Here is a 25,823-nt window from a genome sequence, read left to right on the forward strand (position 1 = left end):
GAAGGCGAGTCGTTCCGCTTTTTTGAAGACTGGAAAAATCCGGTGCTCCGTGAACTTGCCCCGGCAATGCCTGGAGCAAAGCCTTTGGCGATGGCGCATGCTTGCCGCCCCGAAGTTTCGGCGGCCGAAGTCAGCGAGTCGTTGAACTTTTTAGTCAAGGCGGATTTGCTCAAAAAGGATAAAGACGGCCATTACGCACAAACGGATGAGGTCGTGACAACTGGCCCGATGGATGTTACGCCGCTCGCAGTCCGCGGATTACACCGCCAAATGGGCGAGTTCGCGCTTGATGCTATCGAGAATGTGCCACAAGATGAACGCCATTTTTCGGGCCTTACGATTGGCATTACCCGCGAAGCGTATGAGCAAATCGTGCAGCGGATTGCCGAGTTCCGCAAGGACATTATCGCGATTGCAACGCGCGATTCTGCAACGGACGAAGTCTATCGCTTGAACGTGCAGTTCTTCCCGATGACGAAAAAAAGTTTAAATAAAAAGGACTAGGAGGAAACCATGAAAAATTCAAAGCGAAACACATTTGTGTTTGATTTTATCGGGGCAGCGTTCTGCTTGACGATGGCACTTGCTCTTCTCGTGATGTATTCGGGCTGTTCCGAAGACATTTCTCCGATAAACGATGCTCATGGTGGTGCCGCCGAAGAACAGGGCGTGTATGCTTTGGCGGGGCGAGCTGGCGATGTGTATCCTAAAGTGATGGGATTGGATGGGCTTGACTCAGTTTCTGGAATTAATGATGGACGTTTGGAGGTACCTGAAGGAACTGTCGTCGCTGTTTACGAATTGAATCCCCTAACTCTTGAACCGAATGGTCGTGTTTTTTTGGATACCATCGACAATGGTGAAGGTCGTTTTGCGTTTGAAAATATTTTTTTGGGTAGCCCGTATGTATTGATTGAAATACGGGATTCTTGCATTGCGTTTGATTGTCAAGAACGTGGTGTGTGGGGCTCTTCGTCTTATCAAACGTATGTTGAAGTTCCATGCGAATCCGTGATTGATTCCTCTTGGGGAGGAATTTGGCCTACCGATTGTGGCGTTTTGGATTCTACCAAATATCCGGTTTCTTTAGGCGCTATAGTTGATGTACGGAATTACCAAGAATCAGGTTCTTCGAAAATAAGCATTAACACATTAAGTTATCTGAAAATCCCGTTGTTGAAGAAATACTTTGCCGAAGGGATGTCTTTTGCTGCGGCGGGTAAAAAGGCGGAACAAGAAATCTTGGAAAACTTTGGCATTTATGAAGATTTGGGAGAATTTGAAAATGCTGAAAATGTAAATGGTGAATTGTCTTATGTTTTGCGGATGATTGTTCGAATTATAACTCTTGGTGATGCTTTCGTTTATAATTTTCCGATACCTTTTGATCGTTATTATTACATAACTTTTGCCGCAGCCAATGCTTTTGGGAGTGACATGGAGCAGGTTTATTTGAATAAGATAAAGATGCTTGATTATGGAATAGGCTATTATTTACAAGAAATTGGTGTTGGTCGATGCACAGAATCTCGTGAAAATGAAGTCTATAAAATACTAGGGCATGAGTATATGTCGGTTGTTTGCCGTTCCGGTAAGTGGAAACCGGGGCGTAAAAAGTTAGAATACTCTAGCGGAGTGATGACGGACGCGCGCGATGGCAAAACATATAAGACTGTCACGTATAATTGGGGCGATATTACGCAGACGTGGATGGCCGAAAATCTGAACTATACAGATGCGACATCTAGTAAAACGTGCTGGGATGGTGATTCTTCTTGTGATTATGGCCGTTATTATACGTGGCGAACTGCGATGGATTTGGATTGGTCTTCTATAAAAATGACGTCTCGTATTCATGAATTTATATGGAATGATGCCGACAGTACTTATAAGGATAAATGGGAAACCGTGGCTGTAGAGGATATGTGTTTGAAGAAAGGTTATCTTGAAGGCGCAAGTGATAGTGTAAAGTATGCTTATTGCTATGTAAAATCACCGGATGGCAAATGTGTGGCTAATGATACCGCAGATAACGTTTACAGTTATTGTTATAGAAAGTATGATGGTTGTCACTTGGATTTGTCGGAATCTGTTTTCCGAACAAAGCCTGTTGCTTATCGCGGTGTGTGCCCGGAAGGATGGAGAATCCCCAATAAGGAAGATTGGGAAATCTTGGGGCAAAATGTTGCCGCACGAGGAGCCTCGTTTACCGATGTCTATGGAAGCGGTTTTGGATATACTGCGCCGATGAGCGACGTCAGGTATGCTTTGGTTCCTAGCGAGAATGATGTAGGCCGTATCTCCTTTACGGCTTTTGTTGGAAGTGAGAACGTTTCTATAGATATGTATATGAATTTTACAGATGCTCCTAGGAATGCACTCCCGTTCTTTGTGCTAAATAATGAAATGTTTGTTCGCTGCATCAAAAATTGAATTTGATCCCCAAAAAACATGAGTGTAAGGAGGAAATGTGGGACAGGAGACGGGCTTCGGCCCGCCTTCTTTTTTTTGCTTTGGTCGAAGATGGTGTCATGGCGGACTTGATCCGCCATCTCTATACCTATTTGCTAATAACTAAAACTAGTAACTATAAACTACTTTATTTGTATTATAGAAAATGATAAAATTTTTATAAAAATAACAAAAATGCTTAAATTTAAATAAAAACATAAAATATTTATCCTTAAACTATTGACTTTTTAAATTTTTTGTTTTATATTTCATCTTGTAAACGGCTCGGACTTTAAAATCAAGAGGCTGTTTGTGTTAGGAGGAACAAATGAAGGATGTACTTAAGTACACGAATTATCACCAGTATATTGCGGATTACTATGCCGAGAAAAAGGCAAAATCTGCGTTTACTTGGCAGACTTTTACGCGGGCGGCCGGGTTTTCGTCGCCTGTGTTCCTGAAATACGTGAGCGAAGGCCGCTCGAATCTGGGCGAAGAGACGGCGCGCCAGGTCGCGAATGCAATGGGTCTTGTTGGTTATGAACAAGATTATTTTGTCGAAATGGTCAAGTTTGGTCATGCGAAAACGGACGAAGAGAAGAAATCTATTTTCAATAGAATGCTTGCGATTGCCGACATCCACAAAGTGAGGGTTGTTGAAGGCGAGTCGTTCCGCTTTTTTGAAGACTGGAAAAATCCGGTGCTCCGTGAACTTGCCCCGGCAATGCCTGGAGCAAAGCCTTTGGCGATGGCGCATGCTTGCCGCCCCGAAGTTTCGGCGGCCGAAGTCTCTGAAACGCTGAATTTTTTGGTCAAAGCGAATTTGCTCCAGAAGGACAAGGACGGGAATTACACCCAGACGGATAAAATCGTGACGAGCGGGCCGATGAATTTTGCTCCGCTCGCGCTTCGCGGGCTGCAGCGCCAAATGGGCGAGATCGCGCTTGGCGCGATTGAAAATGTCCCGCAGGATGAACGACATTTCTCGGGGCTTACGCTTGGCATCACCCGCGAAGCGTATAAAAAAATCGTGCAGGAAATTGCCGATTTTCAAAAGCGCGTCATTGCGATTGCAACGAGCGAATCTGCAACAGACGAGGTCTATCGTTTGAACGTGCAGCTCTTCCCGATGACAAAAAAGAGTGTTAATAAAGGCTAGGAGGAAACTATGAATTTCAATAAAATTACTTTGGCTGCGCTGATGGCGCTCCTTTATGCGGCTTGCACAGACGAAAATGGTTCGCTTGGCGCGATGGGCGGTGCCGAACAGGATCAGGGCATGTATGCTTTTGTTGGGCAGATTGGCAATATTTACCCAAAGTTGATGAAGGTCGCTGATTCGGCAAATTCGGAAATCAATCCTTCGGAATATGAAGGTTCCGTGTTTGCGGCGAAAGGCGCGAAAGTGACCGTTTATGAGCTGGATTCGTTGACACTTGAAAAAACGGGCCGTTCTTTTGCGGGTGCCGTGGATAACGATAGCGGTCGTTTTGCGTTTGAATCGCTGGCTTTGAACAGTCCGTATGTACTGATCGAAACTTTGGATTCTTGCTATACGGAAGGTTGCCGGGAACGTGGTGTATTTTACGAGAATAATTCGACTTTGCTTGAAAGTGCAATGGATACTGTGGACGTTCCTTTTTATTTGCAGGTGCAGCAGGCTGTTGTGAATTTGCGGAATGTGAAAAAGGTAAGTGTTAGCACTTTGACGACATTGAAAATCCCGTTGTTGCAAAAGTATTTTGCTGAAGGGAGGTCTTTTGCTGAAGCAAGCGATTTAGCTGAACGTGAAATCCTTGAAAATTTTGGGATATATGAGAATCTAGGTTCCTTTGAAAATTTGATGGGCGAAAATTCGGAATTGGCTTTTGTGAATGAGCTTGTTCGAATGGATTTGCTTGATGTGTATAGGGATTTTTTAACAACCTCCCCTATGATTGTTTATGCGATACCGCCGAAGTTGTTTGTTGGTCAAGGTGAAACCCGGGAACAGTATTATTTGAATTCGAAAAAAATGATAGACTATAAGATTGGCTATTTGGCGCGATCGAAAGGTCTTGATCGGTGCACGGATGCTCGTGAAAATGAAACCGGTGTGGTAAAGGGGCCTATCGATGATGATGATATTGCTGTGGTTTGCCACTCCGGAAAGTGGACCTTGGGATTTAAGACAATCGAACATACCATGGGTTCTATGACAGATGCGCGAGACGGAAAAACTTATAAGACGGTGACGTATAATTGGGGCGATGTTACGCAAACGTGGATGGCGGAAAATCTGGATTTCGTGGATACGACATCTTTGAGTGTTGACAGTTCGTTGAGAGCGAATTTATCTGGAAACGTATATTGTTATCGAGAAGAATTTGATGATGCGAATTGCAGTATATATGGGCGTGAGTATCAATGGAGTGCCGCGATGAATATTGGGGCTGATGATATAAAAATGTATTCGGTCGATTCTTTGGGAGATACGACATATTTTGCAGGGCCGGGATCGTCTGAAGGGTATTCTGAAAAATCCTGGACGTGGAATTATACGGATTATATCACGCCGTCTAATCATAATGCGTATCAGGGCGTTTGCCCGGATGGATGGAGAATCCCGACGTTTGAAGATTGGAAAACGATGTTGCAAAATATGGGTGCGCAGTATGGTGTTGAACAAAATGAAGTTCTGCCTGCGCTCTATGATGCGACTGCTACGGGATTTGATTTGAAAGGTTGGGTCAAGGCTAGCATTGCAGATGATTTTCGTTTTGTGTATTTAGAAACCTTTATGTACACCAATGAGTTTATTTTAACGGATGTGCCTTTGTATAAATTGGAAGTTTTCAATTGGAGGCCGTATGGCTTTGGTTTAGGGTTGTCGGACAAGCATGGCTTTGTGAAGAGAGTTGAAGGCGGGGAATATGATTTTAGCCCTTATGCGCCGAAAACTTCTGCCGCAGTCCGCTGCATCAAGAACTAAACTGTTTAAAACCGCATAAAAATTATTTGTTAGGAGGAAAAGGGAAGACGGGCTGCGGCCCGCCTTCTTTTTCTTTGTCATACTCGTGCGCCTAGTCATCCTGAGGGAAAGTCTTGTCATCCTGAGCGAATGCGAAGGATCCAGTGAAATCTTGATTTGCGATGTTACTTTGGCTTGACCAAGAATCTCCTTGTGGAAATATTGTATCTTTACTCTATCTAGCGCATTGTGCGTAAAAAGGAATTGTTATGAAACCTGGTAAGACCGAACTCCGTTTGAATGCAGAAATCGAGAAGCGTGGGGCATTGTTTGCTGTGCTTTTGGATCCGGATACTTCGGACGAGGCCGCCTTTGTCAAGGCCGGCTCGATGGCTGCGGAAAATGGTGCGGACTTGCTTTTGGTCGGCGGTTCCTACCTCGGCAATTTCACGCTCCCGAAGCAGGTCGCTGCCCTCAAGGCTACGGTCGATTTGCCGGTGATTCTTTTCCCGGGTGGAGCTTCGCAGGTCGTTCCTGGCTTTGACGCCATGCTCTTCATGACGCTCGTGAGCGGTCGCAATCCGAACTACCTCATCGACGAACAGGTGCGCGGTGGCGCTCTCGTGCGCGCCCTCAACATGGAAGCGATCCCGACGGCGTACCAGCTCATCAACAGCGGCAAGCGCACGACGGTCGAATACATCAGCAATACGATGCCAGTTCCTGCAAACAAGCCGAAGCTCAGCATGGTGAACTCCATTGCCGCAGAACTCATGGGTATGCGTTATGTTTATCTCGAGGCTGGCAGCGGAGCCGAAGAACCTGTGCCGGTCGAGCATATCGCCTACACTCGCAAGGCTACTGAGATGACCATCATCACAGGTGGTGGCATCAAGGACCCGCAGACTGCCGCCGTCCGCGTTGCCGCCGGCGCCCAAATCATCGTCACTGGCACCCTCTGGGAAAAGGTCAACGATCCGGCACTTCTCAAGGAATTCGCTGCCGCTATCCACGTGAAAGGCTAGCATTGTCATTCCCGCCACCGAGTGGGAATCTCCTTATAGAAAAAAGCTAATTCATAATTTTTAATTATGAATCTAATCGAAAGAAAGTATTAGTCAAAACGGCTAATTCCATCTACATTTGTGCCCGAAAAAAAGAGCTCTTGAAAAATTCATTAATGGCAGCCTCTAGAAATGGAGGTGCCCAAAACAATCTTAAGGAGATTGAACATATGAAGTTCAAGTTCGTTGCCGTATTGGCTCTTTTTGTAACCGCGATTGCATTTACTGCATGCGAAAAAGTCGAAAACTGCCATTACGATGAATCCGCCAAGACGCTCAAATGCCAAGGCCAAACCTACTCCACCGTCGAAACGGGTGGCCGCGTGTGGATGGCCGAAAACGCCAATCTCGTGAATTTCGATTCCAGCTACTGCTACGGCGATAACCTCGACAACTGCAAAAAGTATGGTCGCCTCTATGACTGGAAATCCGCCAAGGACGCATGCCCCACAGGTTGGGAACTCCCGAAACAGGCCGACTTCGAAAATGCCGACCTCAAGGTTCTCAACATTGGCAAGGATGGCTTCCGCTATTACGATGGCAAGTACGTCGATGAAAACGTGAGCGCAAGTTTCTGGACCGCCGATGCTTTCGACGATTCTCGCGCTGTGATGGTTCGTGTACAGGACAAAGTAACGTACGAACATTACAACAAGACCATCGCCGCCTCCGTCCGCTGCGTCAAGGCAAAATAGACAAACCTCTTAGCTCAATCATAACAAGAAGGCCCTGTGGCATCCCGCTGCAAGGCCTTTTTTGCATGTATTTCGCTTAAAATCGCACGATATTCGCGATTTCGCTAGCCTTTTTCATCTATAAATACATATATTCAAAATGTGAATGCCGTGCGGGTTGTACGGCATCGTTTAGAGGTTTACGATGCAAAAAATTGTGATTGTCACTCATGTGCTGAGGGCGCTCGGTTTTATCTTGGTTCTGCTTTCGCTCTTTGGCCACGAGATTATTTTGAATGTTTTCCCTGGTCTTGAGGGCAGGTCTATCAACCCGATTTTCTATTCGGGCATTATTGTGTATTTGGTCGGTGCTGTCATTTACTTTTTCATCAACAAGAAAGAGAAGGCTGACCGTCGCCGTCGTGAAATCGAGGAATCCTACAAGGCGGCAGGCCTTGACGATTCTGATGATGACGCATCTCGTGAAGGTGCTGCGAGCGATTCCGACGAAAATTCTAACAAGTGATTGCGTGTATGAGTGATTTGATGATTGAAATTGAGCACCTGCACAAGACGTATCGCAGTGGCTTTACGATGAAGCCTAAGCTTGCGCTCAAGGACGTGAGCTTCAATGTCGAAGCGGGCAAGGTGTATGGATTTATTGGACCTAACGGGGCTGGCAAGTCCACCACGATCAAGGTCCTGACGGGACTTTTGAATTTTGATTCGGGCAAGGTGCTTGTAAACGGCATCAGCCCGCGCGATGTGAAGAGCCGTGAGTATATCGGTTATTCTCCGGAACAGCCGTATTTTTACGATTACCTCTCGGGCCGTGAACTTTTGCGTTTTTACGGGAAGCTCGTGGGCCTCAAGGGGGCCGAACTCGAATCCCGCATTGGCTGGGCACTTGAACTTTTGCATGCGAACAAGGACTGGATCGACCGCCGCTTGCGTTCGTATTCCAAGGGCATGATGCAGCGCGTGGGCATTGCGCAGGCGATTCTTGGAAAGCCGAAGCTTTTGATTCTCGACGAGCCGATGAGCGGCCTTGACCCGATGGGTCGCCGCGACGTGCGCGAAGCTATCCAGCAGCTCAACCGCGATGGCGTGACGATTTTCTATTCGAGCCATTTGCTGAGCGACGTGGAAAGCATCAGCCACCGCGTGGCAATGATTGTCGATGGCAAGATCGTCCGCGAAGGGACTGTCGATGATATCACGGAATCCTGCGGTGTCGAATACCATATCCGTACGCGCGAAGCGATTCTCGGTGCCGACCTGCCGCGAGGCGTTTCTGCAACGGGCCACCCGCAAGAATACATCTGCGCCGACGATGTCGCCCGTGACCGTTTGCTCGGCTTCTGCCTCTCGAACGGGATTGCCGTAGAAAAGATGGACCACAAGCGTCCAAGTCTCGAAGATATTTTGACGGAGGAAATTGCCCGTGCAGACGCTTAAGCATATCGGCATTATTGCCCTCAATACGTTCCGCGAATCCATTCGCGACAAGATTCTTTATAACATTGGCTTTTTGGCGATTGCACTTACGCTTTTTAGCATTGTGCTTGGCGAGTGGTCGGTGTTTGACCGTGCCTATGTGATCAAGTCCACGACGCTTTCCGTGATGAGCCTTTCGGGCCTTCTGATTTCCATCTTTGTGGGCATTAGCCTTGTGCAAAAGGAAATCCAGCGGCGCACGGTGCTTACGCTTTTGTCAAAACCAATCAGCCGTGCCGCGTTCATCGTGGGCAAGTACTTTGGGCTTTTGGCGGTTGTCGCGGTGCATCTCGTGCTCCTCACGGGAATCTATTATGCGATTCTCTGGATTACAAGTTCTAGTCCGACGGTGAGCCTCTTGACGGCAATTTACCTCATCTTCTGCGAGATGGCGGTCGTGATTGCGGTCGCACTCCTGTTCAGCAGCTTCAGTAGCACGGTGCTTTCGGCGCTCTTTACGCTTGGCGTTTATTTTGCGGGCCATTTGAGCGACCAGCTTATGGAACAGGTCAAGTTTGCAAGCCGCATGGGCGAACTGCAAGGCGCCTCTTCTGCAATTCTTGAGAAGGCGGCGGTCGTGATTCACGCCGTGTTCCCTGGACTTTATCGCTTTAACGTGACGAACTATGTGGTACATGGGGTTGCGCTCCCGGACATGTATGTGTTCTGGAACAGCGTCTATGCACTCGGTTACATCGGCGTGTTCTTGGCCATCGCAAGTTGGTGGTTTAGCCGGAGGGATTTCCTATGAGAAATCAGTACATGGCAAAGGTCCTTGTGCACAACAAGGTTGTGTCCGAGGACCAGGTCAAGGCCCACTGGGGCGAAATCTCCGACTCGATGGATATCGGTCAGGTTCTTGTTCGTGCGGGAATCTTGAAACAGTCCATGTACGATAAGGTTCTTGCCTTTGTGAAGAACCTCGAAGCGAAAAACGCGAAGCCTGCTGAAAAGACTGTTGAAAAAACTGTTGAAAGGCCCGCGGTGTCTCCGTCTGCCGCAGCTCCCGCGCATCCCGCATCATCCCCGGTGCACCCTGCGGTTCCCGCACAGCCCGCTCCTGCCGCTCCCGCTGTTTCTACCGCGCCTGCTCCCAAGCCGGCGGAAGAACCCGCTATAAAGATTGAAGGCAACAGCAGCCTTTACGGCGAAGCCTCTTCTTCGACGGTCGTCATCGAAAAGGTCGAAGGTCTCGAAACGACGAGCATGGCGAGTGTGCAGGTTCCGGTCGAAAGCGAAACTCCCGACGAAGAAACGGCGACCGAAGAACTTCCGGCGCAGTTCGCCGTTGCTACCGGCGAAGGCAAAGCCGTCGAAGCTCCCGATGTTTTGCACCCGCTTACGCCGCTTGCAAAAATCATCGCCTATGCCCGCAAGTTTAACGTCACGGACGTTTACCTTTACGCCGACCGCCAGATTACCATGCGTCAGTCGGGTATGCTTTTTATCGCGTCCGAAAAGGTGCTCGAAAAGACGCACTTGATGGACCGCCTGAGCGAAGCTGCCGAAGGTTTCGCGGACGGCTACAAGATTGTGGTTGGCCGCAATTTCCGCAAGACTTTTGCGCTCCCCGGTGTTGGCCGTGCCCGCATTTCTGTGACTTGGAACGATGTCACGCCGAGCATTTCCATTCGCGTCATTCCGATGGAATCAGTCGCGCTCGAGAATCTTTACTTGCCCGAATTCAGCATGCAGTTTGCGACGCTCAATAGCGGGCTTGTGCTCATTGCGGGTCCGTCGTCGAGCGGCCGCTCCACGACGATGACCGCCTTTGCCGAGTGCATTGCCGCGAATCGCCAGATGTTCATCCAGACGGTCGAAAAGCCGATTGAACGCTTACTCCAGAATCCGAACGGCTCCATTGCCCAGCGCGAAGTGGGCTTGCATGTGCGCTCCGGTGCCGCTGGCATCGAGCTTGCCATCCGCACCGGAGCCGACGTGATTCTCTTTGACCATCTCGAAACGATGGAAGAGCTTTCCCTGCTCATGCAGGCTTCGAACGCGGGCGCTCTCGTGTTCGCTGTCGCGAGCGGCAACAACATCAACGCGCTTCTTTCGCGCCTCCTCATGTCCGTGCCGAGCGAGAACCGCAGCGCTTTTGCATGCTCGCTTGCCGATCAGCTCAAGGGCGTCATCGTGCAGCACCTGATTCCGGCTGTGCAAAATCAGGGCCTTGTGCTTGCAACCGAGGCGATGAAGGTGACATCGACAATTGCGGGCATGATCCGCAAGTGCGATGTATCGCAGATCCTCTCTGCAATCAGCAACCAGAAAGATCAAGGTATTACGCTCGATGATTCATTGCAAATGTGCGTAGAATCCGGTTACATCGAAGGCGTCGAAGCCTGGAAACGTGCAAACGACAGCCGCCGTTTTGCGTCTTACCGCAAGGTTTAGCGAGGTTCATCATGGCATCAGAAATTGAATCTCTTTTGGAATACGCCTTGAACATCGGGGCGAGCGAATTGATTGTGACCGAGGGCGCTCCTTCGGCGGTCCGCTTTGCAGGCCGCGTCTGTGCAGTTCCGGAATCTTCATCACTCCCGTTTGGTTCTCTGCTTGAATTTTTAGGCGCGCTTGATGGCGAATCGGGAACGTTTGTCGGAGGTCCTTGGGTGAACACCAGGTGGCGCGTGAAGTACTTCCGCGAAGCGCATGGCAATGCGGCAATATTTCGCCCGCTTATGGCCGAATGTCCGGAATTTACGGCGCTTGGCGCACCTACTGCCCTCGATAGCTTGCTTGGTCTCAGTTCCGGTCTCGTGATTTTTGCAGGGCCAGCGTGCTCCGGGAAAACGGTCTCTGCGGTGTCTTATGTCTCGGCTTTGTGCAGTTCTAGCATTTTGCGGTTCTGCGATCTGGACGAAGGTCGTGAGCTGCCTGTGAAAACGGGCGAAAGCTTAAAGCTCGTGAACACGGTCGGTTCGACCTCCGAAAAGCTGGAGCAGGGCCTTCGCAGCGGAACAGATCTTTTCTGGCTTGGCGATTTTGACGGCTCGTCGTTGATTTCCATTTTACGTGCCGCAGAATCGGGCGCCTTGGTGGTCATGAACGTGACGGCAGGTAACACCGTTGGCGTTATTGACGCTCTCCTTTCTGCTGCTACTCCTGAAAATCGAGACCTTGTCCGTACAATGCTTGCTGCAGCTCTCAAGGCTGTTGTCGTGCAGAGACTTTTGCCCTCGGCCGCTGAAAACGGTGGCGCCGTTTCGGCCTGGGAAATCCTTTTTAACACGCAAAACGTGGCTGCTCACATTCGCAGTGGTGAACAATTCAAGCTTCCATCCGTTATGGCCTCCTCCGCATCCGAAGGAATGCTTTTGATGGACGATTGCCTAGCTGAATTTGTTCGCTCTGGCTATGTGACTGCCGAAGAGGCAGGTAGGTATGTTTCCAATCCCGCTCGGCTGGCTTAAAAAATCACTTCTTGTGACGGTGGCGTTTGTTGCCTCCGTTTATGTGGCGCCTGTGCAGGCGGAGCATTCTGCTGATGAAACGCTTTTGAGCGCCATGCAGCTGGTGCCTGATTCACTCCAGGCCAAGAAGACTAAGACTGTGCTTTACCTGGGCGGTGGCGAGCGCTCCCCGTGGTTTCATCTGGGTGTCCTGTATGCATTGGAAGAATACAAGATCCCTGTCGATTCCATCGTGGCTACATCGTGGGGCGCCTGGATGGGGGCTTTGTGGTCGCTTGGCGTCTCGATAGACGATATCCAGCGCTTGATGCTCGATTCGTACATTGCTGATTATTTAGGGGTCAATGCGATCCATGCAAAGACGGAACATGACGCGTTTAAGCTCCCGGTTTCGCTGGATGGAGTTCCTTCGCTCCGTCAGAGATTTTCGTTCTATGCCGATACGGCTGGGCGTGTTTATCGGAGCATGCATGCGCTTGTCCCTGATACCGCTTCCATTGAACGCTCGCTTTCTCGCCTCCGTTTTGAAGAATCCCTTTACCGCCAGCATGGGACTTACCGTATTCCCTTTACGCTTCTCACGTGCGATAGCGTTGTGGGAAATCCTTCGTATGCAGATATTGTAAGTTCGCTACCGCTTTCTGGGCATGAAAAATCTGGAGAACTCTGTCCGTATTTGGCTCTCCCGCAGACAAAAAATCAGCAAGAGGCTTCGCTGATTGTCGTTGCCGATCCTGTCCGATTTGATGTTGATGGAAATGCGGAAACGCGTACCATCAAGAAAAATGTTTTGTCGATGCTTGTGGATCAGGGCATCTTTATAAGGTCTCATTCTATTCGCGATACGTCTCGCAAGTCCATGATCCAGGCGGGCTTTTCGGCGGTGGAACGTAGCCTGCGCGATATTATTCCTACTGTCGATGGTCGCAGGGAATATGGCGATAAGCAAAAATCCGAAGCGTGGTTTGAATTTAATCCGATGTTTGATAGCCTTTCTGCAGAACATCATTCATCGGTCCTGTCTTACTGGAATCCCAAGGATACCGGCTTTACAGCCCCGGTCAATTTTGCCTATTCTATCGCGTCTAAGGCTCCTTATGATACCATCTCGTTCAGCATGCAGCCTGATGGATGTCTTTTGATTGATGTAGGGGTCCATCCGACGCTGGATGTGGCCGCAGGCGGTTTTGGCTCCAATGTTAATGGGGCGAACGCCTATGGCGAGGTGACCCTAAATTACGTAAACCAGATGGAAATAAATTTGAAGCTTGCTGGCTTTTATGGGACTTCGTCTTATGGCTTTAGGCCGCGCCTTGAACTTTCGAACTTGATCAGCTATCGCTGGAAATTCCGCTTTGGCTATGACTTGATGAAGCTTCGTATTCTAAAGGCTTTTGAAAACGATAATGTTTACGAAGAAAACCGTTTTGAATACGAAAAGCGCAACGATCTCTTTTTGTCGGCAAGGTATGCCTTTGATAAAATGCAGTCTATCGAGCTGAAGTTCTTGTTTGGAAGCCGCGAGTTTGAACTGTCTCCGCTTGCGTTGCCTGAAATGGACTTTTTTGACGATGACGATGATTTTCAGAATTCGAGTTCCAACTACGAGACGAGTCCTGTAACGCAGAGCGTTCGCTATTCTTTGTTGAACGGTGAAGATGACGACTGGTTTGCGTCAAAGGGATTCGCTGCGAATGCGTATCTGGGCTTAAACTTGATTGGCTACGGCTTCCATCAGAGAGGGCCAATCTATGGAACGTACGCTTTGGATGGGCGCTTTTCCTATGCGCCGACGCCACATTCCTCGGTGACTGTTGGGGCCGCTGTTGGGCTGGATGCGTTCCGAGATGGGGGGCGTTTTAAGTTCCCTGAAAACTTTGGAAATACAGCGATGGAAGACCGCTATCGCTTGCATGTGACGCCAACGCCATGGTCTGAAGATTGGCTTGACCCGGAGCTTTCGACGCATGGGTATGCGATGATTCGCGTGAACGGCGGCGTTCATCGCCATGGATTTGGCGCCTGGCTTTCGTTTGCGTATATACACGATTTCGAGGACAAGTCAACCGCACGGTTGAATTCAAACAAGTTTGTGTTTGAGCCTGCTCTCCGCTATCAATATCGGTCGTTTACGATTTACGCTGGACTGAATCGCATTGTCGATACGGAGACCTTTGGCGATGTGAAGGATTTTAAGAATTACAGATACTTTATCCGTATCGGTGATTATAATCTGTTCTAATGTACTAATGTAGGCTGCGTCATCCTGAGCGCAGCGAAGACAACTCAAAAGGCGAGTGTCGCGACCATGCTTGCATGGGCATGACCGAGCCAAGGAGTTGGGGCTTGCCCCATCCAGTCAATTCTTGAGGTTAAACTTATTTCTTCTCGCCGCGGTTCTTGGCGGCGACATCCTTGTACTTGTTGTGGTCGGCGAGATTCGTGCTGAAGAAATGCGTGTGCGAACCGTCGTCTTTTGCAACAAAGTAAAGGGCTTCCGTCTTCGCCGGGAAAAGCGTTGCTTCTATCGCCTTGCGGCCTGGATTTGAAATAGGTCCAGGCATGAGTCCCGGGAACTTGCGGGTGTTGTACGGACTGTCGCTATTCAACTGGCTCTTGTAGATAGGGCCTGTCAAGTTCTTGAAGATGAACCGCACCGTCGGGTCTGCCCCGAGCGGCATACCGATGTCCAGTCTGTTGTGGAATACGCCAGCAATCAGCGGTCGCTCGTCTGGAATGCCAGTTTCTTCTTCGACTACGCTTGCAAGTGTCAACACCCGGTGCCAGTTTTTGAGTTTATCCCACATGGGGCTTTTACGTGCTTTCATCTCGTCGCGCACCTTGAAGTTTGCGGCGACCATCTGTCGCAGTATGGATTCTTCGTCGGAGTTGATGGCGAAGGGGTAGGTGTCTGGCAGCAGATAGCCTTCGAGCGAGTTCCCTTCGATGCCGAGCGATCGGGCGAACTTCGGGTCCTGGACTAGTTTGTTCCAACGGGCCGTGTCGAGGTCCGGGAAGCTCTTCTGGAGGTAGGCCGGGATTTCCCAGGAGGCTCGACCTTCGGGGATGGTCACCTTTCGGACTGCATTCTTTCCGCTTTCGAACAGTTCGGCAAGTTCATCGAGTGTCTGGTGGGCGGGGACCTCGTAAAAACCCGCTTTGAGGGCTGGCTTATTCAATTTGCACCATAAAGTGAATGCAAAATCGTCTTTCCAGATCCCTTTCGCTTGTAAAATTTGTAAAACTTTTGTAGGGGAACTGCCTTTTGGAATCTCCAAAATGACGGTATTTTCGTTGAGTGAAACGGCGCTCAACCGTTGATTTACGTGGAAATACGCAAAAACAGCAGTTAGAACGAGGATGATGGCGGTAATTGAAAAAATCTTCTTCATTGCGTAAAAATTTAAAAGAAAATGCAACGGATTGGCAAAATAAAAGGTATATTCGTATAGCATTGTTGAATATTTCCCTTGTTTTGAGGATTCGCTATGAAAATGATGAAAAAAATTATGTTTGTCGCCTTCGCTTTGCTGGTTGCTTCTTCTTTTGCAGCCAAGAAGGTTAAGTCCAAGCTGGGCGATGTGGAACTCACCAAAGAAAAAGATGGTGGCTCCGTTGTCTGCACGGCTGGCTTTAACGACGAACTGACGGTCTTGAAGGAAGCTGATACCGAAGTCCTCGTGAAGGGTAGCTGCGGTCAGGGCTGGGTTCCGAAGTCCAAGGTTGAATACGTTGCCCAGAAGGCTGGCGACAAGTCCATGAAGTTGGAAGACGTGGACATTGTGGGCTGGCTCGATAACCCGAGCGCCGTGTTCGTGTTGGAAAACGACGACATCGACTTTGACGGTGTGAACATCGACCGTGACTTCAAGGAATACTTGCAGCACACGATGGACCGTGAAACGATGGAAATGCGCAACGGCGAAAACTAGTTGTTGAACATTTCAGAATGTTTGACCCGTGGCTTAACGCTGCGGGCTTTTTTTATGTGGTAAACTGCGCCTTTTGCTTGGTGTCTTGTGTAACTTCGTACTCCCTACAATTTTTGCATGTATTTAAATATTTGCATAAATTCCCCGCGAGCCGCCTAAAAATACTATCTTTGCGCCCATGAGTTATTTGAAGGGTTTAAAAGACGGTTCCCCGATTGGGCTTGGCTACTTTGCCGTCTCGTTCTCTTTTGGTATTGCAGGCTCGAAGATCTTTTCGTGGCCGCTTGTGACGCTTATATCCATGACGAACTTGACCTCGGCAGGTCAGTTTGCAGGACTCCAGATCATGGCAGATGCCGCCGGCACGTTTATCGAGATGGCGCTTGCGACGTTCTTTATTAACCTCCGCTATTCGCTGATGGCAATTTCCCTGTCCCAGAAGGTTTCGCCCGATTTTGGTACGGTGAAGCGCCTTTTGCTTGCGACGGGCATCACGGACGAGATTTTTGCGGTGGCGATGTCGCAGAAGCGCGTGACGCCGATATACTTCCTTGGGCTTTCGACGCTCCCTTACATTGGCTGGTCGCTTGGGACGATGGTCGGCGCGATCTGCGGTGAAATTCTCCCGGCAATAGTGACAAACGCCCTTGGCGTTGCGCTTTATGGCATGTTTGTTGCGATTGTGGTGCCGCAGATGAAGGTGCATGGCCCGACGGTTTTCGCTGTCGTGATTGCTGTTGCGCTTAGCTGTGCGTTCAAGTTCTTCCCGCCGCTGAGCGGCGTGTCTGTCGGTTTTGCGATTATCATTTGTGCGCTTGTGGCGTCCTTTGTTGCGGCGTGGTTCTTCCCGATGGCAAACGTCAATGATGATGACGAGGAGGCCAAATGAATATCGACATGCAGACTTACCTGATTTACTTGCTCGTAATGGCTGGCGTGACGCTCTTCTTGCGTGCTGTGCCGTTCATTTTGCTGCGCAAGAAGCTCAAGAGCGTGTTCTGGAGTTCGTTCCTCGCTTACGTGCCATACACTGTGCTCAGTGCGATGACCGTGCCTGCCATCTTCTTTGCGACGGATAGTCGTTTGACGGGCGCCTGCGCGCTTTTTGCTGCCGTGGTCGCTTCGCTCCTCGGCGGTGGCCTCGTGACCGTTGCTGCGGTTTCGTGCCTTACCGTTCTTGGCGTTGACGGACTCATGCTTCTGTGAGTTTGAAGTTAAGAGTTACTAGAAATGTTTATATCGCAATCTCTAGTAACTACTAACTATTAACTAGTAACTAAGTTCAAGCCTTTTAACATTTATTTTTTATTGAAATGCGGTTTTCTGCATTCGCTAAATTGTATATTCTTGCGTGTAATTTACCGTTTTTCGTTATTTTGGAGCTGAAATGGATATTGGAACCCTTCATTTTCAAAATCCCGAAGCCTTTTGGCTGTTGTTGTTCGTTCCGCTGTTGATTGCGCTTTATGTTTACCGTCAGCAGCGTCGCAAGAGCACGATCAAGTTCCCGGCGCTCGCGCTTGCAAAGAAGGCTGTGCCGAGCCGTCGTGTAAAGTTTAGGCATATCGTCCCGGCTCTTCGTTTGGCGGCCCTTGTTTGCTTTGTTGTGGCGCTTGCCCGCCCGCAGAATGCGATGGAAGTCGAATACACTTCGACCGATGGCGTTGATATCATGCTTGCGCTTGACGTTTCGGGATCGATGGGTACGCTTGACATGCTTACCCGCACCGAACAGGCAAAGCTTGGTACGATGAATGCTGAAAAATTCTTGAAACGCGGCGAATACTGGAAGTTCAGCCGCCTGGGCTACGCGCAGGACGTGATTGCCGAATTCATTGGCAAGCGCCATAGCGACCGCATTGGTCTTTCGGCTTTTGGTGCCCGCTCGTTTACGCAGTGTCCGCTCACGATGGATTACGGTTCCCTGCTCGAAATCCTGAAGGCTAGTGACGACCTCGCTCGCGATACGCTTGTGAATAACAGGACCGCTATTGGCGATGGGCTTATGAACGCCCTTGCAAGGCTCAAGATGTCCGACGCCAAGTCTCGCGTGGTGATTCTTTTGACTGATGGTCGCGATAACGCGAGTGTCGTCCCGCCGGTGCGCGCCGCCGAAGTGGCAAAGTCCCTGGGTGTAAAGGTTTATACAGTCGGCGTCGGCAAAAAGTCTGGCAAGATTCTTTCGTTCCAGCAGAACCCGTGGACGGGAGAAATCTCCTGGGGCGAACGCGACATCACGCCTGAGGAAGGCATTGACGAAGGCGTTCTCAAGGCGATTGCGTCAAAGACGGGTGGGCGTTTCTACCGTGCCGAAAACAAGGCCGAACTTGAAAAGATTTATTCTGAAATCGATGAACTCGAAAAGACGGAAATCGAGACGATCGCTTATGCCCGCTATGCCGAAAAGTTCTACCCGTGGCTCCTGGTCGGTGCACTCCTCATTTTGCTGGAACTCATCCTCGCGAACACCAGATTCGTGAGAATCCCGTGATTATATAGACGAGAGAACGGACCTGAGGTCCTACAGACGAGAGTGGGTAGTGGCGAAGCTGTGTTGTATTTTTCTTTCGCCTTTCGTCTCTCGTCTAATTTACTCTTTCGGTGCCGGGGTTTCGGGCTTGTAGCAGTTCTTTTTGGCTTCCGCGAAGAACTGGGAAATGTTGCTTGTGGAAATGTTCGAAATTTCAGCGTAGTGGAGGCTGAAAGAAATTTTCCAGGCTGTCATGATGTCAGACTGCATGCTGTCGCGGTCGCAATCGCGTACAAGCTTTTGGCAGAACGATTCAATTTCAGAAACTTCATCGCGTTCCATGACGATCACAAACTGGTTTTCACCCGTTCTGGCCAGGAATGCGTTTTGCCCTCGGCACTGTCGCTTGAAAAATGAAGCCAGGTCCGCGATCACGCGGTCGGACATTTCGTAACCAAAGTTGCGTACGATAGCCTTAAAGTAGTCTACTTCCATAACCAGGAAGAACAGTCGCTTGCTTGGATCCTGATGTTGCGTGATGTACTGGAGATAGTCTATCAGTCGGATCTTGTTGTTTACGTTAGTCAGCGGGTCCGATGTGATTCTGTACTTCAACAGTGTGACATAGACGTGCAGGAGCGTAAGCGCGAAAATCGGGTCGGTGAGCGGGATGTCCGGGATGAAGCACTGAAGGATGCATGCGCTGCTCGGTACAAGGGCTATAAATGAGAGATAGAACGCTTCTTTTCGGTTGGTTGAATTTTTTTGCACGATGGCATGCTGGATGCCAAGAACCATGGTCGCGATAATGTAGATGAAGTTCAGCCCGATAAGGAACGGCATAAGCCTTTTGAACTGGAGCGACGTCGTATGGCAGTCGTTTGTAAATCCGTAAATGCTGATGCCGATGCAGATGAATATACCGATGATGCTAGGTGTCGAGAACAGCGGAAACAAGTGCTTGTAAGAATAGATGCTCTTGCGTATGCGGAGGAATATAAAGGAAAACCACAGCTGGGCAAGTAGGAGCGACGAACTCAAGCTTAATGCATACATGACGGCGTAAATAACGCAGATTTTCTGGTTGCTTGAATAAAGATCGCTTTGCACGTGGACCGAATACAGCATTTTCGTGACTGTACTCAGCACGATGTAAATGATGGTGTCGATGATGGTAAAGCCGAGAATGCGTTCTTCGAGGTGCCTGAGGATACTATCCTTGAACTGTAGTAGTGTAATAAGAAGTACTACTATACAGATGACGTTAATTTCTATTAAACCTATGTAGGACATTCTCGCAACCTAAACCTTAACTTGAAATATAACTATTTGAAAGCTTTTCGTATGATGAGCTTATGAAAAGAATTTTGAACTTAGTCAATGGTTGTTGGTCTATGGTCAATAGTTCTTAGAATCGCGTCGTAGGCACCTGACTAAAGGCTAATAACTAAAGACTAATGACTAACTACTAATAACCAACAGCTAACTTTTTCCTTTGCACTTTTGTATATTCTTGGTGCTTGCTGATGCAAGATGTTTTACTGGAGTAGATAATGAGATTTGCCGAACCGAATTTTTTGTGGGGCCTTTTTACTCTGCCTCTGTTTGCGCTTTTGTTTGTCTATGCGTATCATCGTCGCAAGAAGCTTGCGGCCCGCTTTGTTTCGCTTTCGATGCTTTCTAAACTTTCTACGAGTGTCTCGCCGTGGAGGCGCCTGACTAAGGTCTTGTTGCTGCTCCTTGCCATTGCATTTTTGTTTGTGGCGCTCGCCCGTCCGCAGTGGGGCCGTAAAATGGAACATGTGGAGCGCCGTGGCCAGGATCTCGTGCTTTTGCAGGATGTTTCCTTGTCGATGCTTGCTGAGGATGTGAAACCGAACCGCCTGGTGCGTAGCCGTCACGAGATTTCGGCATTCCTTGAATCGCTGACGGGAGACCGAGTGGGCCTTGTGGCGTTTAGCGGTGAAGCCCAGGTGATGGTGCCCCTTACTCTTGATTACGGGACCGTGCAGATGGTGCTCCGCGAACTCACTCCGGGGTGGCTCATGCCGGGTACAAACCTGGAAAGCGCCATCCGCAAGGGTATGACTTTGTTCAAAAATTCCGGCGGCGTAAGCCAGCATTCCGTGATGATTCTCATGAGCGATGGCGAAGAGCTTGAGGCTGCTGCGGTCAATGCGGCGAAGGAAGCGGCTGAACTCGGCATCAAGATTTATACGATTGGCATTGGGTCTCGCGAAGGAGTGCCTATACCGCTCAAGGATAAGAACGGCGGTAGCGTCTACAAGAAGGACATGCAAGGGAACATCGTGACAACCCGCCTTGAAGAAGGGACGCTACAGGAAATTGCAAATGTGACGGGCGCACTTTATTTTTACGCAAGCCCTGGCGAGTTCCAGTTGCAAAAGGTCCTGACCGAAATTTCGACACTTGAAAAGAAGGACCAGAGCAGTGACCGTATGGAAAATTACCAGGACCGCTACCAGATTTTCCTCGGGCTTGCCGCTCTCCTTTTCCTGATCGAGGCTGTTATCTCGGAACGCGGACGCCGCCGCAAGCAGCTCAATGGACGTTTTAGCTAGTTGCTGATCAATGGTTATTAGTCATTAGATATGTCTTGCCCGCATGAATTGCGGGCATTTTCAATTTTAAGAAGGAGATTCCCGCTCAAGGCGGGAATGACATAGAGTGGAAATGAAAAAAGGCCCGGCGCGCTCGCGTCGGGTCTTTTTCATAGGAGGGATTGAAGAAGCCTTCCTGGTGGGGCTGTGTCTCGACTGGAGAACTGTGCGGAAGCCGGAGGTTGGCTTACTACGCGTGTTGTGGCCACTAGGAAGGCTCAATTATTAATATATGTCTATTTGCAGAATGGGGTACGATAAACCTTAAATTGATTGGTCTATTTTGGAATGTTCCTAATTAGTTTGCTATTTTCTACTTGATGAAAACGAATTATTTGATCCCTGCTGCGGCCTTTGCGGCTTTGGTGGCTTTGACGTCATGTTCCATGATGCCTAAAAAAGCATCTCATGTTAAACATGTTCCGGATATGTATGCATCCGCTACGGAAAGTTCTAGTTCGGCTTTTGTTGCCGTGAGCGACTTGCCGGAACACTATAGCAAGATTGGATTCCCGGAATACAAGTATGTTGCTCCGTATCCGAAAGATTTTCGGGTAGAAATCGCCGATGGCATTACCGGTTACATTGTGAGCGACAACTCGCTTCCGCTTGTGGATTTTACGGTCTATTTTGAAGAAAGCAATTTGCCGCAGGTCTTGAAGGACGAGGCTGCTTTTGAAATGGTCGGTTCCATGATCCGTCGTGGTGCAGGCGGTGGCATTACGCCGCATGTACTTGAGGATTCCCTGGAATTTGTCAGTGCATCGATTTCGACGAGCGTTGGCACCTATCTTTCGGCTTTCGACATCAATTGCCTTTCGAAGGATTTCCCTTCGATGCTTGAACTTTCGAAGAAGGTGCTTACGGATCCTTCATTCGACAAGACTCAGCTTGAAATCGTCAAGGCGAATTTTGTGACTGCATACGAGCGCCGTTATGAAACGCCTGCGAAGGTGCTGTCTGCCCTTAAGTCCAAGGTGAACTATGCGCCGAACCCGAGACTCTGGGATGCCAATTCCGCCGAGTACAAGGCGGTGACTGCCGCTGACGTGAAACGCCTTGCCAAGGGCGTGTTCTCTTCCAAGCGTATTGTCTTTGCTCTCGCTGGCGATGTGGACCGGGATTCTGCGGTGACCGTGCTCAAGCAGTTCTTTGCGGACTGGAATGTTGAAAAGCCGAAGGCGGAACGTCCGAAGCCAGAACCGCTTGCTTTTGCCAGGAAGCCTGGCGTCTATGTGGTCGATAAGGATATCACGCAGGCAAACATTACGATGAACCAGCCGTTTGTGAAACGTCCGCATCCGGATTATTATCCGACAGCGGTGGCTAGCTTTATTCTCGGCGGTGGCAGCTTTAGTTCCAGGCTCATGAACCGTGTCCGTAGCGATGAAGGCCTTGCCTATAGTGTCTATAGCACCGTGGGTAACGACTACCGCGATACGGCGATGACGACGATTGCGCTTCAGACGAAGGTCGAAACGGTAGATTTTGCCATGAAGCTCATTTTTGAGGAAGTGGAGAAGCTTGCGAAGGAAGGCCCGACTCCCGAAGAACTCGTGCAGGCGAAAAAATCCCTGGTGGAGAGCTTGCCGAGCCTGTTTGATTCTCCTGCATCGACGGCATCTATCTTTGCGAAGGGCGAACTTCTTGGCAAAACGGATAATCATTATATAGATTATGTGACAGAAATCAATGCGGTGACGGCAGAACAGGTCAAGGCGATGATCGCTAAGTATTTTGATAAGGAGAAAATGACGATTTCGATTGTTGGCCCTGTAGCCATGTTCGATTCGCTGAAACCGTTTACAGTAGTTCCCCTGGACAGTCTTGAGTTCAGGTAACCTTTAAGAGGGAGGCCTTTATGCAGAGTAAGAGTTTGCTGGTTTCATTTATGGGCGTGTGCGTTGCTGTTGTGCTCGTACTGGGCTCTTCTCTGTCGTATGCGGCCAAAAGCGTTCCTGTATCGGAGGTCTCTCGTCGGCAGCTTCTGGTGAAAATGCACAACAAAGATGACGACATGCGCTCGTTCTGTGCAGGAATGAACAAGTGTCTTGGCATCAAGTACGAAGCTTGCACCGAAGCCGAACTGAAGCCTTGGCAAAAGATCGAGTACAATAATGAATTCTGCGCTCCGTACAAGGAGATTGTAAAGCGCGGCTTCTCGACGGATATCAAGGCACCCATGATGACGGAAGTCTTTATGCGTCTGGGGCGCCAGTATAGGGCTATCTACGAAAGCGAAGGAACGCTTCCGCTCGAAGTCAACGAAATTACGTTCTTGTTCGATAACATGCCGTTTACGGCAGACTTGATTAACGCATATCTGGAGTCTGAATATACGCTGGAGTACAATAGCATGAATCGTCGCTATTTCTCGGGCGGTAACGGTCATGGGCTTTCTGGCGATTTCTACTGGGCTTTGCAGGATAGCGCTGGCGCAAAGACGATGCTTCGCAACATGTTCTTTGGATATGGCTATGCTGAGATTTTGAAGTGGTCCTTGAAGGGTACGGCCATTGCCTATCTGGATATGGACCTGGTTGCGCCCCGGAAACTTAAGTACAAACTTACTGCGGTTGTGTTCCCGGGCAATTCTGTGCTGAATTCCATCATGCAGATGCGCGTCTTCAAGAGCGTTGTGAACTCGAAGATCGATGATGTCGTGAACGATATCAAGAAGGCTGCATCGATGTTCTACAACGGAAACAGAAAACCGCTTAAGACAAATGAAAAATTGAAAACGCCTGAAAATCAGCGCCATATAGCAGAGTTTGACAAGGTCGTGTCCGGCGGCTCCTGGAAACTGGGCGATGCTGAACGTCTCGAACGTTCCCGGATGGAACTCAGCACCCCGAAGCCTCAGCCGGCCAAGCCTGCGGAACCTAAGGAAGAACCCGCTGAAATCAAGGCAAATACTTTTATAAAAAAGGACTAGAAAATGAGTGAACCTAAGGATTTGGAAACTTTACTTGCTCGTGTTACGGAACGCCGCCGCGAACTCCTGACTTCTGTTGTGAATCGCCGTACGCGTCATTTCTGCATGGTGCTTGAAGATTTGTTTGACCCGCACAATATTTCTGCCGTGATTCGCACCGCCGAAGTATTTGGTCTCCAGGATGTTCACATCATTGAAGAAGACAATGCCTACAGCGTGAACAAGTCTATATTGAAGGGTTCCTACAAGTGGATGAGCCTTTATCTGTACAAGAAGCGCATGCTCTGCATGGAAAAGCTTCGCGAAAAGGGTTACAAGATTGCTGTTGCTAGCACGAATACGACGAACTCCGTGCTTGACCTGGATTTGAGCCAGCCGATGGCTTTCTACCTGGGCAGCGAGTTCCATGGAAACCACCCGGATACGCTTGCCCATGCGGACTATGAATTTAAGCTCCCGCAGTACGGCATTACGGAATCGATGAACGTCTCTGTTGCTGGTGGCGTGTTGATGACTTATCTTGACGTGTTCATGCAGAAAGAGGGCCGTGAAAAGTTTGCGCTCCCGCAGGCGGAAAGGGACGCCTTGTTGCTCGACTGGCTGGACCGCCATGTGAACGGCATCGAGACGAACAGCCCCATCGTGAGGGTTGAAGGGTAGCGGCTTTACCGCTCGTTAGTTACTAAGTGCCTTCGGCACAGTTACTAGTTAATAGTTAGTAGTTACTAGAATTCTTGATATGAAATTCTCTAGTAACTAGTAACTTGGAACTCACAACTGTTGCGAAGCAACCTCAGTAACTAGTAACTCGGAACTAGTAACTTGATTCTTCCCTTATTTTTTTATACGCCTCCAATGCCAATCGCAAAATATGCTAGATTGTTTTTAGGATGAAAAAGAATACCGCTTTATATTTCTCTGTCGGACTTGTCGTTCTTTTGGCCATTTTCATTTTGATATTTGGCATGATTTTCTTGAACGAGAAGGATCTGCGTGAAACTTTTGATGTGTACCATTTGCGCTTTACGCAGGTGAGTACGCTTGTCTTGGATGACCCTGTCAAGATCAATGGTGTTAAACTTGGTCGCGTTGAATCCATCGAACTTGCGGGGCACCGCGTTGTTGTGACGGTTCGCCTTAAATCGAACGTGAAAATCCCGAAGGATTCAGAAATTCGTGTTCAGAATATCGGCATCATGGGCGAACGCCAGATTGGCATGATTCTCGGCGATTCTGAAGAATACTATGTGCCGGGCGATACAATCACGGGCCAGTTCGATGCGGGCATTGCCGAAGCGCTTGGCCTTGCCGGTGAAGTTTGTGATTCGACGAAGGTGCTTCTGGAAGCGGTAAAGACTGCCTTGAACGGGACGATTGCCAACCCGGATTTTCAGGACCGCTTCAAGACGCTCCTCGTGAAGGCCGAAAATCTTGAAGATCGCCTGATGTCGCTTGTGGTAACGACTGATCCGCAGCTCAAGAAGAGCCTTGCGAACTTGAACAAGGTGACCGTCAAGGTGAACGAACTTGTTGATGGCGTCAAGGAACCGATCAACGGCCTCTTTGCCGGGACGGACAAGGTTATGGGAAATGCCAACCAGCTTATCTCTGAACTGGAAGGTGTCACCAGGCACTTGGATGGTCTGATCGCGAAAGTGCAGGCTAAGATGGATTCGAAGGACAATACCGTTGGTATCTTGCTGAATGATAGACAGCTGCACGACGATCTTGTCAAGACGGTACATTCTGCGGACAGTCTGTTCAAGATCATCCTCCAGGATGGCCTTGATATAAATGTGGATTTTTTCTGAGG

At 49.2% G+C, this 25,823-nt stretch carries 23 protein-coding genes; 21 read left to right on the plus strand and 2 right to left on the minus strand.

Annotated elements, in window-relative coordinates:
* From B7990_RS06755 to B7990_RS06815, 12 genes are all read left to right on the plus strand, one after another.
* A partial coding sequence (locus B7990_RS06755) for a DUF4423 domain-containing protein (protein ID WP_141099231.1) occupies positions 1 to 504 on the plus strand: 504 nt, incomplete at its 5' end.
* Between the two features lie 9 nt (positions 505 to 513).
* On the plus strand, positions 514 to 2,433 hold the full coding sequence (locus B7990_RS06760) for an FISUMP domain-containing protein (RefSeq protein ID WP_088640253.1): 1,920 nt from the start codon (positions 514 to 516) through the stop codon (positions 2,431 to 2,433).
* A gap of 346 nt (positions 2,434 to 2,779) precedes the next feature.
* Positions 2,780 to 3,610 (plus strand): TIGR02147 family protein, encoded by an 831-nt coding sequence (locus B7990_RS06770; RefSeq protein ID WP_088640255.1) that lies wholly within the window; start codon positions 2,780 to 2,782, stop codon positions 3,608 to 3,610.
* Positions 3,611 to 3,619: 9 nt separating this feature from the next.
* Complete coding sequence (locus B7990_RS06775) at positions 3,620 to 5,422, plus strand: FISUMP domain-containing protein (RefSeq protein WP_088640256.1); 1,803 nt, start codon at positions 3,620 to 3,622, stop codon at positions 5,420 to 5,422.
* 248 nt (positions 5,423 to 5,670) lie between these two features.
* Positions 5,671 to 6,426 (plus strand): geranylgeranylglyceryl/heptaprenylglyceryl phosphate synthase, encoded by a 756-nt coding sequence (locus B7990_RS06780; RefSeq protein WP_088640257.1) that lies wholly within the window; start codon positions 5,671 to 5,673, stop codon positions 6,424 to 6,426.
* 209 nt (positions 6,427 to 6,635) lie between these two features.
* Positions 6,636 to 7,160 (plus strand): FISUMP domain-containing protein, encoded by a 525-nt coding sequence (locus B7990_RS06785; protein ID WP_088640258.1) that lies wholly within the window; start codon positions 6,636 to 6,638, stop codon positions 7,158 to 7,160.
* Positions 7,161 to 7,344: 184 nt separating this feature from the next.
* Complete coding sequence (locus B7990_RS06790; RefSeq protein ID WP_088640259.1) at positions 7,345 to 7,665, plus strand: hypothetical protein; 321 nt, start codon at positions 7,345 to 7,347, stop codon at positions 7,663 to 7,665.
* A gap of 20 nt (positions 7,666 to 7,685) precedes the next feature.
* Positions 7,686 to 8,597: an ABC transporter ATP-binding protein gene (locus B7990_RS06795; protein ID WP_088640491.1), complete on the plus strand. Its 912-nt coding sequence runs from the start codon at positions 7,686 to 7,688 to the stop codon at positions 8,595 to 8,597.
* Entirely contained in the window at positions 8,584 to 9,387 is an 804-nt protein-coding gene (locus B7990_RS06800; protein ID WP_088640260.1) for an ABC transporter permease, read from the plus strand. Before B7990_RS06795 ends, B7990_RS06800 begins: the two co-directional genes overlap by 14 nt.
* Entirely contained in the window at positions 9,384 to 11,033 is a 1,650-nt protein-coding gene (locus B7990_RS06805; RefSeq protein ID WP_088640261.1) for a type IV pilus twitching motility protein PilT, read from the plus strand. Before B7990_RS06800 ends, B7990_RS06805 begins: the two co-directional genes overlap by 4 nt.
* An 11-nt stretch (positions 11,034 to 11,044) precedes the next feature.
* Complete coding sequence (locus tag B7990_RS06810) at positions 11,045 to 12,052, plus strand: ATPase, T2SS/T4P/T4SS family (RefSeq protein ID WP_088640262.1); 1,008 nt, start codon at positions 11,045 to 11,047, stop codon at positions 12,050 to 12,052.
* Positions 12,024 to 14,294: a patatin-like phospholipase family protein gene (locus B7990_RS06815; RefSeq protein WP_088640263.1), complete on the plus strand. Its 2,271-nt coding sequence runs from the start codon at positions 12,024 to 12,026 to the stop codon at positions 14,292 to 14,294. The genes B7990_RS06810 and B7990_RS06815 overlap by 29 nt, the downstream gene beginning before the upstream one ends.
* A gap of 136 nt (positions 14,295 to 14,430) precedes the next feature.
* Here B7990_RS06815 and mltG read toward each other — a convergent pair whose 3' ends face one another.
* The gene (gene mltG, locus B7990_RS06820) at positions 14,431 to 15,444 is read right to left on the minus strand and encodes an endolytic transglycosylase MltG (protein ID WP_254917374.1); all 1,014 of its coding nucleotides are present in this window, start codon (positions 15,442 to 15,444) and stop codon (positions 14,431 to 14,433) included.
* Positions 15,445 to 15,540: 96 nt separating this feature from the next.
* Here mltG and B7990_RS06825 point away from each other — a divergent pair, with 96 nt between their 5' ends.
* From B7990_RS06825 to B7990_RS06840, 4 genes are all read left to right on the plus strand, one after another.
* Entirely contained in the window at positions 15,541 to 15,984 is a 444-nt protein-coding gene (locus B7990_RS06825; RefSeq protein WP_088640265.1) for a hypothetical protein, read from the plus strand.
* Positions 15,985 to 16,162: 178 nt separating this feature from the next.
* Positions 16,163 to 16,873, plus strand: coding sequence for an AzlC family ABC transporter permease (locus B7990_RS06830; RefSeq protein WP_088640266.1), 711 nt, complete (start codon positions 16,163 to 16,165; stop codon positions 16,871 to 16,873).
* The gene (locus B7990_RS06835) at positions 16,870 to 17,190 is read left to right on the plus strand and encodes an AzlD domain-containing protein (RefSeq protein ID WP_088640267.1); all 321 of its coding nucleotides are present in this window, start codon (positions 16,870 to 16,872) and stop codon (positions 17,188 to 17,190) included. Before B7990_RS06830 ends, B7990_RS06835 begins: the two co-directional genes overlap by 4 nt.
* Positions 17,191 to 17,371: 181 nt before the next feature.
* A complete protein-coding gene (locus tag B7990_RS06840) occupies positions 17,372 to 18,475 on the plus strand; it encodes a VWA domain-containing protein (RefSeq protein WP_088640268.1) in 1,104 nt (367 codons plus the stop codon).
* 99 nt (positions 18,476 to 18,574) lie between these two features.
* Here the strand turns inward: B7990_RS06840 and B7990_RS06845 are convergent, their stop codons facing one another.
* Complete coding sequence (locus B7990_RS06845) at positions 18,575 to 19,747, minus strand: GGDEF domain-containing protein (RefSeq protein WP_088640269.1); 1,173 nt, start codon at positions 19,745 to 19,747, stop codon at positions 18,575 to 18,577.
* Positions 19,748 to 20,007: 260 nt separating this feature from the next.
* Here B7990_RS06845 and B7990_RS06850 point away from each other — a divergent pair, with 260 nt between their 5' ends.
* From B7990_RS06850 to B7990_RS06870, 5 genes are all read left to right on the plus strand, one after another.
* Positions 20,008 to 21,036, plus strand: coding sequence for a VWA domain-containing protein (locus B7990_RS06850; RefSeq protein WP_088640270.1), 1,029 nt, complete (start codon positions 20,008 to 20,010; stop codon positions 21,034 to 21,036).
* Between the two features lie 359 nt (positions 21,037 to 21,395).
* On the plus strand, positions 21,396 to 22,916 hold the full coding sequence (locus B7990_RS06855; protein WP_088640271.1) for a pitrilysin family protein: 1,521 nt from the start codon (positions 21,396 to 21,398) through the stop codon (positions 22,914 to 22,916).
* A gap of 20 nt (positions 22,917 to 22,936) precedes the next feature.
* Positions 22,937 to 24,010 carry a hypothetical protein gene (locus B7990_RS06860; protein WP_088640272.1) on the plus strand — a complete coding sequence of 358 codons (1,074 nt, stop codon included), beginning with the start codon at positions 22,937 to 22,939 and terminating at the stop codon, positions 24,008 to 24,010.
* 3 nt (positions 24,011 to 24,013) lie between these two features.
* Positions 24,014 to 24,670, plus strand: a complete 657-nt coding sequence (locus B7990_RS06865; protein ID WP_088640273.1) for an RNA methyltransferase — start codon at positions 24,014 to 24,016, stop codon at positions 24,668 to 24,670.
* A gap of 230 nt (positions 24,671 to 24,900) precedes the next feature.
* Positions 24,901 to 25,821, plus strand: coding sequence for an MlaD family protein (locus B7990_RS06870; protein ID WP_088640274.1), 921 nt, complete (start codon positions 24,901 to 24,903; stop codon positions 25,819 to 25,821).
* Positions 25,822 to 25,823: the final 2 nt, after the last annotated feature.

Source organism: Fibrobacter sp. UWB4, assembly GCF_002210345.1.
Taxonomy (GTDB): domain Bacteria; phylum Fibrobacterota; class Fibrobacteria; order Fibrobacterales; family Fibrobacteraceae; genus Fibrobacter.

Bases quoted from the DNA above. Each gene is read 5' to 3' on its own strand.
- B7990_RS06760 (WP_088640253.1), top strand. From the start codon at position 514: ATGAAAAATTCAAAGCGAAACACATTTGTGTTTGATTTTATCGGGGCA.
- B7990_RS06770 (WP_088640255.1), top strand. From the start codon at position 2,780: ATGAAGGATGTACTTAAGTACACGAATTATCACCAGTATATTGCGGAT.
- B7990_RS06775 (WP_088640256.1), top strand. From the start codon at position 3,620: ATGAATTTCAATAAAATTACTTTGGCTGCGCTGATGGCGCTCCTTTAT.
- B7990_RS06780 (WP_088640257.1), top strand. From the start codon at position 5,671: ATGAAACCTGGTAAGACCGAACTCCGTTTGAATGCAGAAATCGAGAAG.
- B7990_RS06785 (WP_088640258.1), top strand. From the start codon at position 6,636: ATGAAGTTCAAGTTCGTTGCCGTATTGGCTCTTTTTGTAACCGCGATT.
- B7990_RS06790 (WP_088640259.1), top strand. From the start codon at position 7,345: ATGCAAAAAATTGTGATTGTCACTCATGTGCTGAGGGCGCTCGGTTTT.
- B7990_RS06795 (WP_088640491.1), top strand. From the start codon at position 7,686: ATGATTGAAATTGAGCACCTGCACAAGACGTATCGCAGTGGCTTTACG.
- B7990_RS06805 (WP_088640261.1), top strand. From the start codon at position 9,384: ATGAGAAATCAGTACATGGCAAAGGTCCTTGTGCACAACAAGGTTGTG.
- B7990_RS06810 (WP_088640262.1), top strand. From the start codon at position 11,045: ATGGCATCAGAAATTGAATCTCTTTTGGAATACGCCTTGAACATCGGG.
- B7990_RS06815 (WP_088640263.1), top strand. From the start codon at position 12,024: ATGTTTCCAATCCCGCTCGGCTGGCTTAAAAAATCACTTCTTGTGACG.
- mltG (WP_254917374.1), bottom strand. From the start codon at position 15,444: ATGAAGAAGATTTTTTCAATTACCGCCATCATCCTCGTTCTAACTGCT.
- B7990_RS06825 (WP_088640265.1), top strand. From the start codon at position 15,541: ATGAAAATGATGAAAAAAATTATGTTTGTCGCCTTCGCTTTGCTGGTT.
- B7990_RS06830 (WP_088640266.1), top strand. From the start codon at position 16,163: ATGAGTTATTTGAAGGGTTTAAAAGACGGTTCCCCGATTGGGCTTGGC.
- B7990_RS06835 (WP_088640267.1), top strand. From the start codon at position 16,870: ATGAATATCGACATGCAGACTTACCTGATTTACTTGCTCGTAATGGCT.
- B7990_RS06840 (WP_088640268.1), top strand. From the start codon at position 17,372: ATGGATATTGGAACCCTTCATTTTCAAAATCCCGAAGCCTTTTGGCTG.
- B7990_RS06845 (WP_088640269.1), bottom strand. From the start codon at position 19,747: ATGTCCTACATAGGTTTAATAGAAATTAACGTCATCTGTATAGTAGTA.
- B7990_RS06850 (WP_088640270.1), top strand. From the start codon at position 20,008: ATGAGATTTGCCGAACCGAATTTTTTGTGGGGCCTTTTTACTCTGCCT.
- B7990_RS06855 (WP_088640271.1), top strand. From the start codon at position 21,396: ATGAAAACGAATTATTTGATCCCTGCTGCGGCCTTTGCGGCTTTGGTG.
- B7990_RS06860 (WP_088640272.1), top strand. From the start codon at position 22,937: ATGCAGAGTAAGAGTTTGCTGGTTTCATTTATGGGCGTGTGCGTTGCT.
- B7990_RS06865 (WP_088640273.1), top strand. From the start codon at position 24,014: ATGAGTGAACCTAAGGATTTGGAAACTTTACTTGCTCGTGTTACGGAA.
- B7990_RS06870 (WP_088640274.1), top strand. From the start codon at position 24,901: ATGAAAAAGAATACCGCTTTATATTTCTCTGTCGGACTTGTCGTTCTT.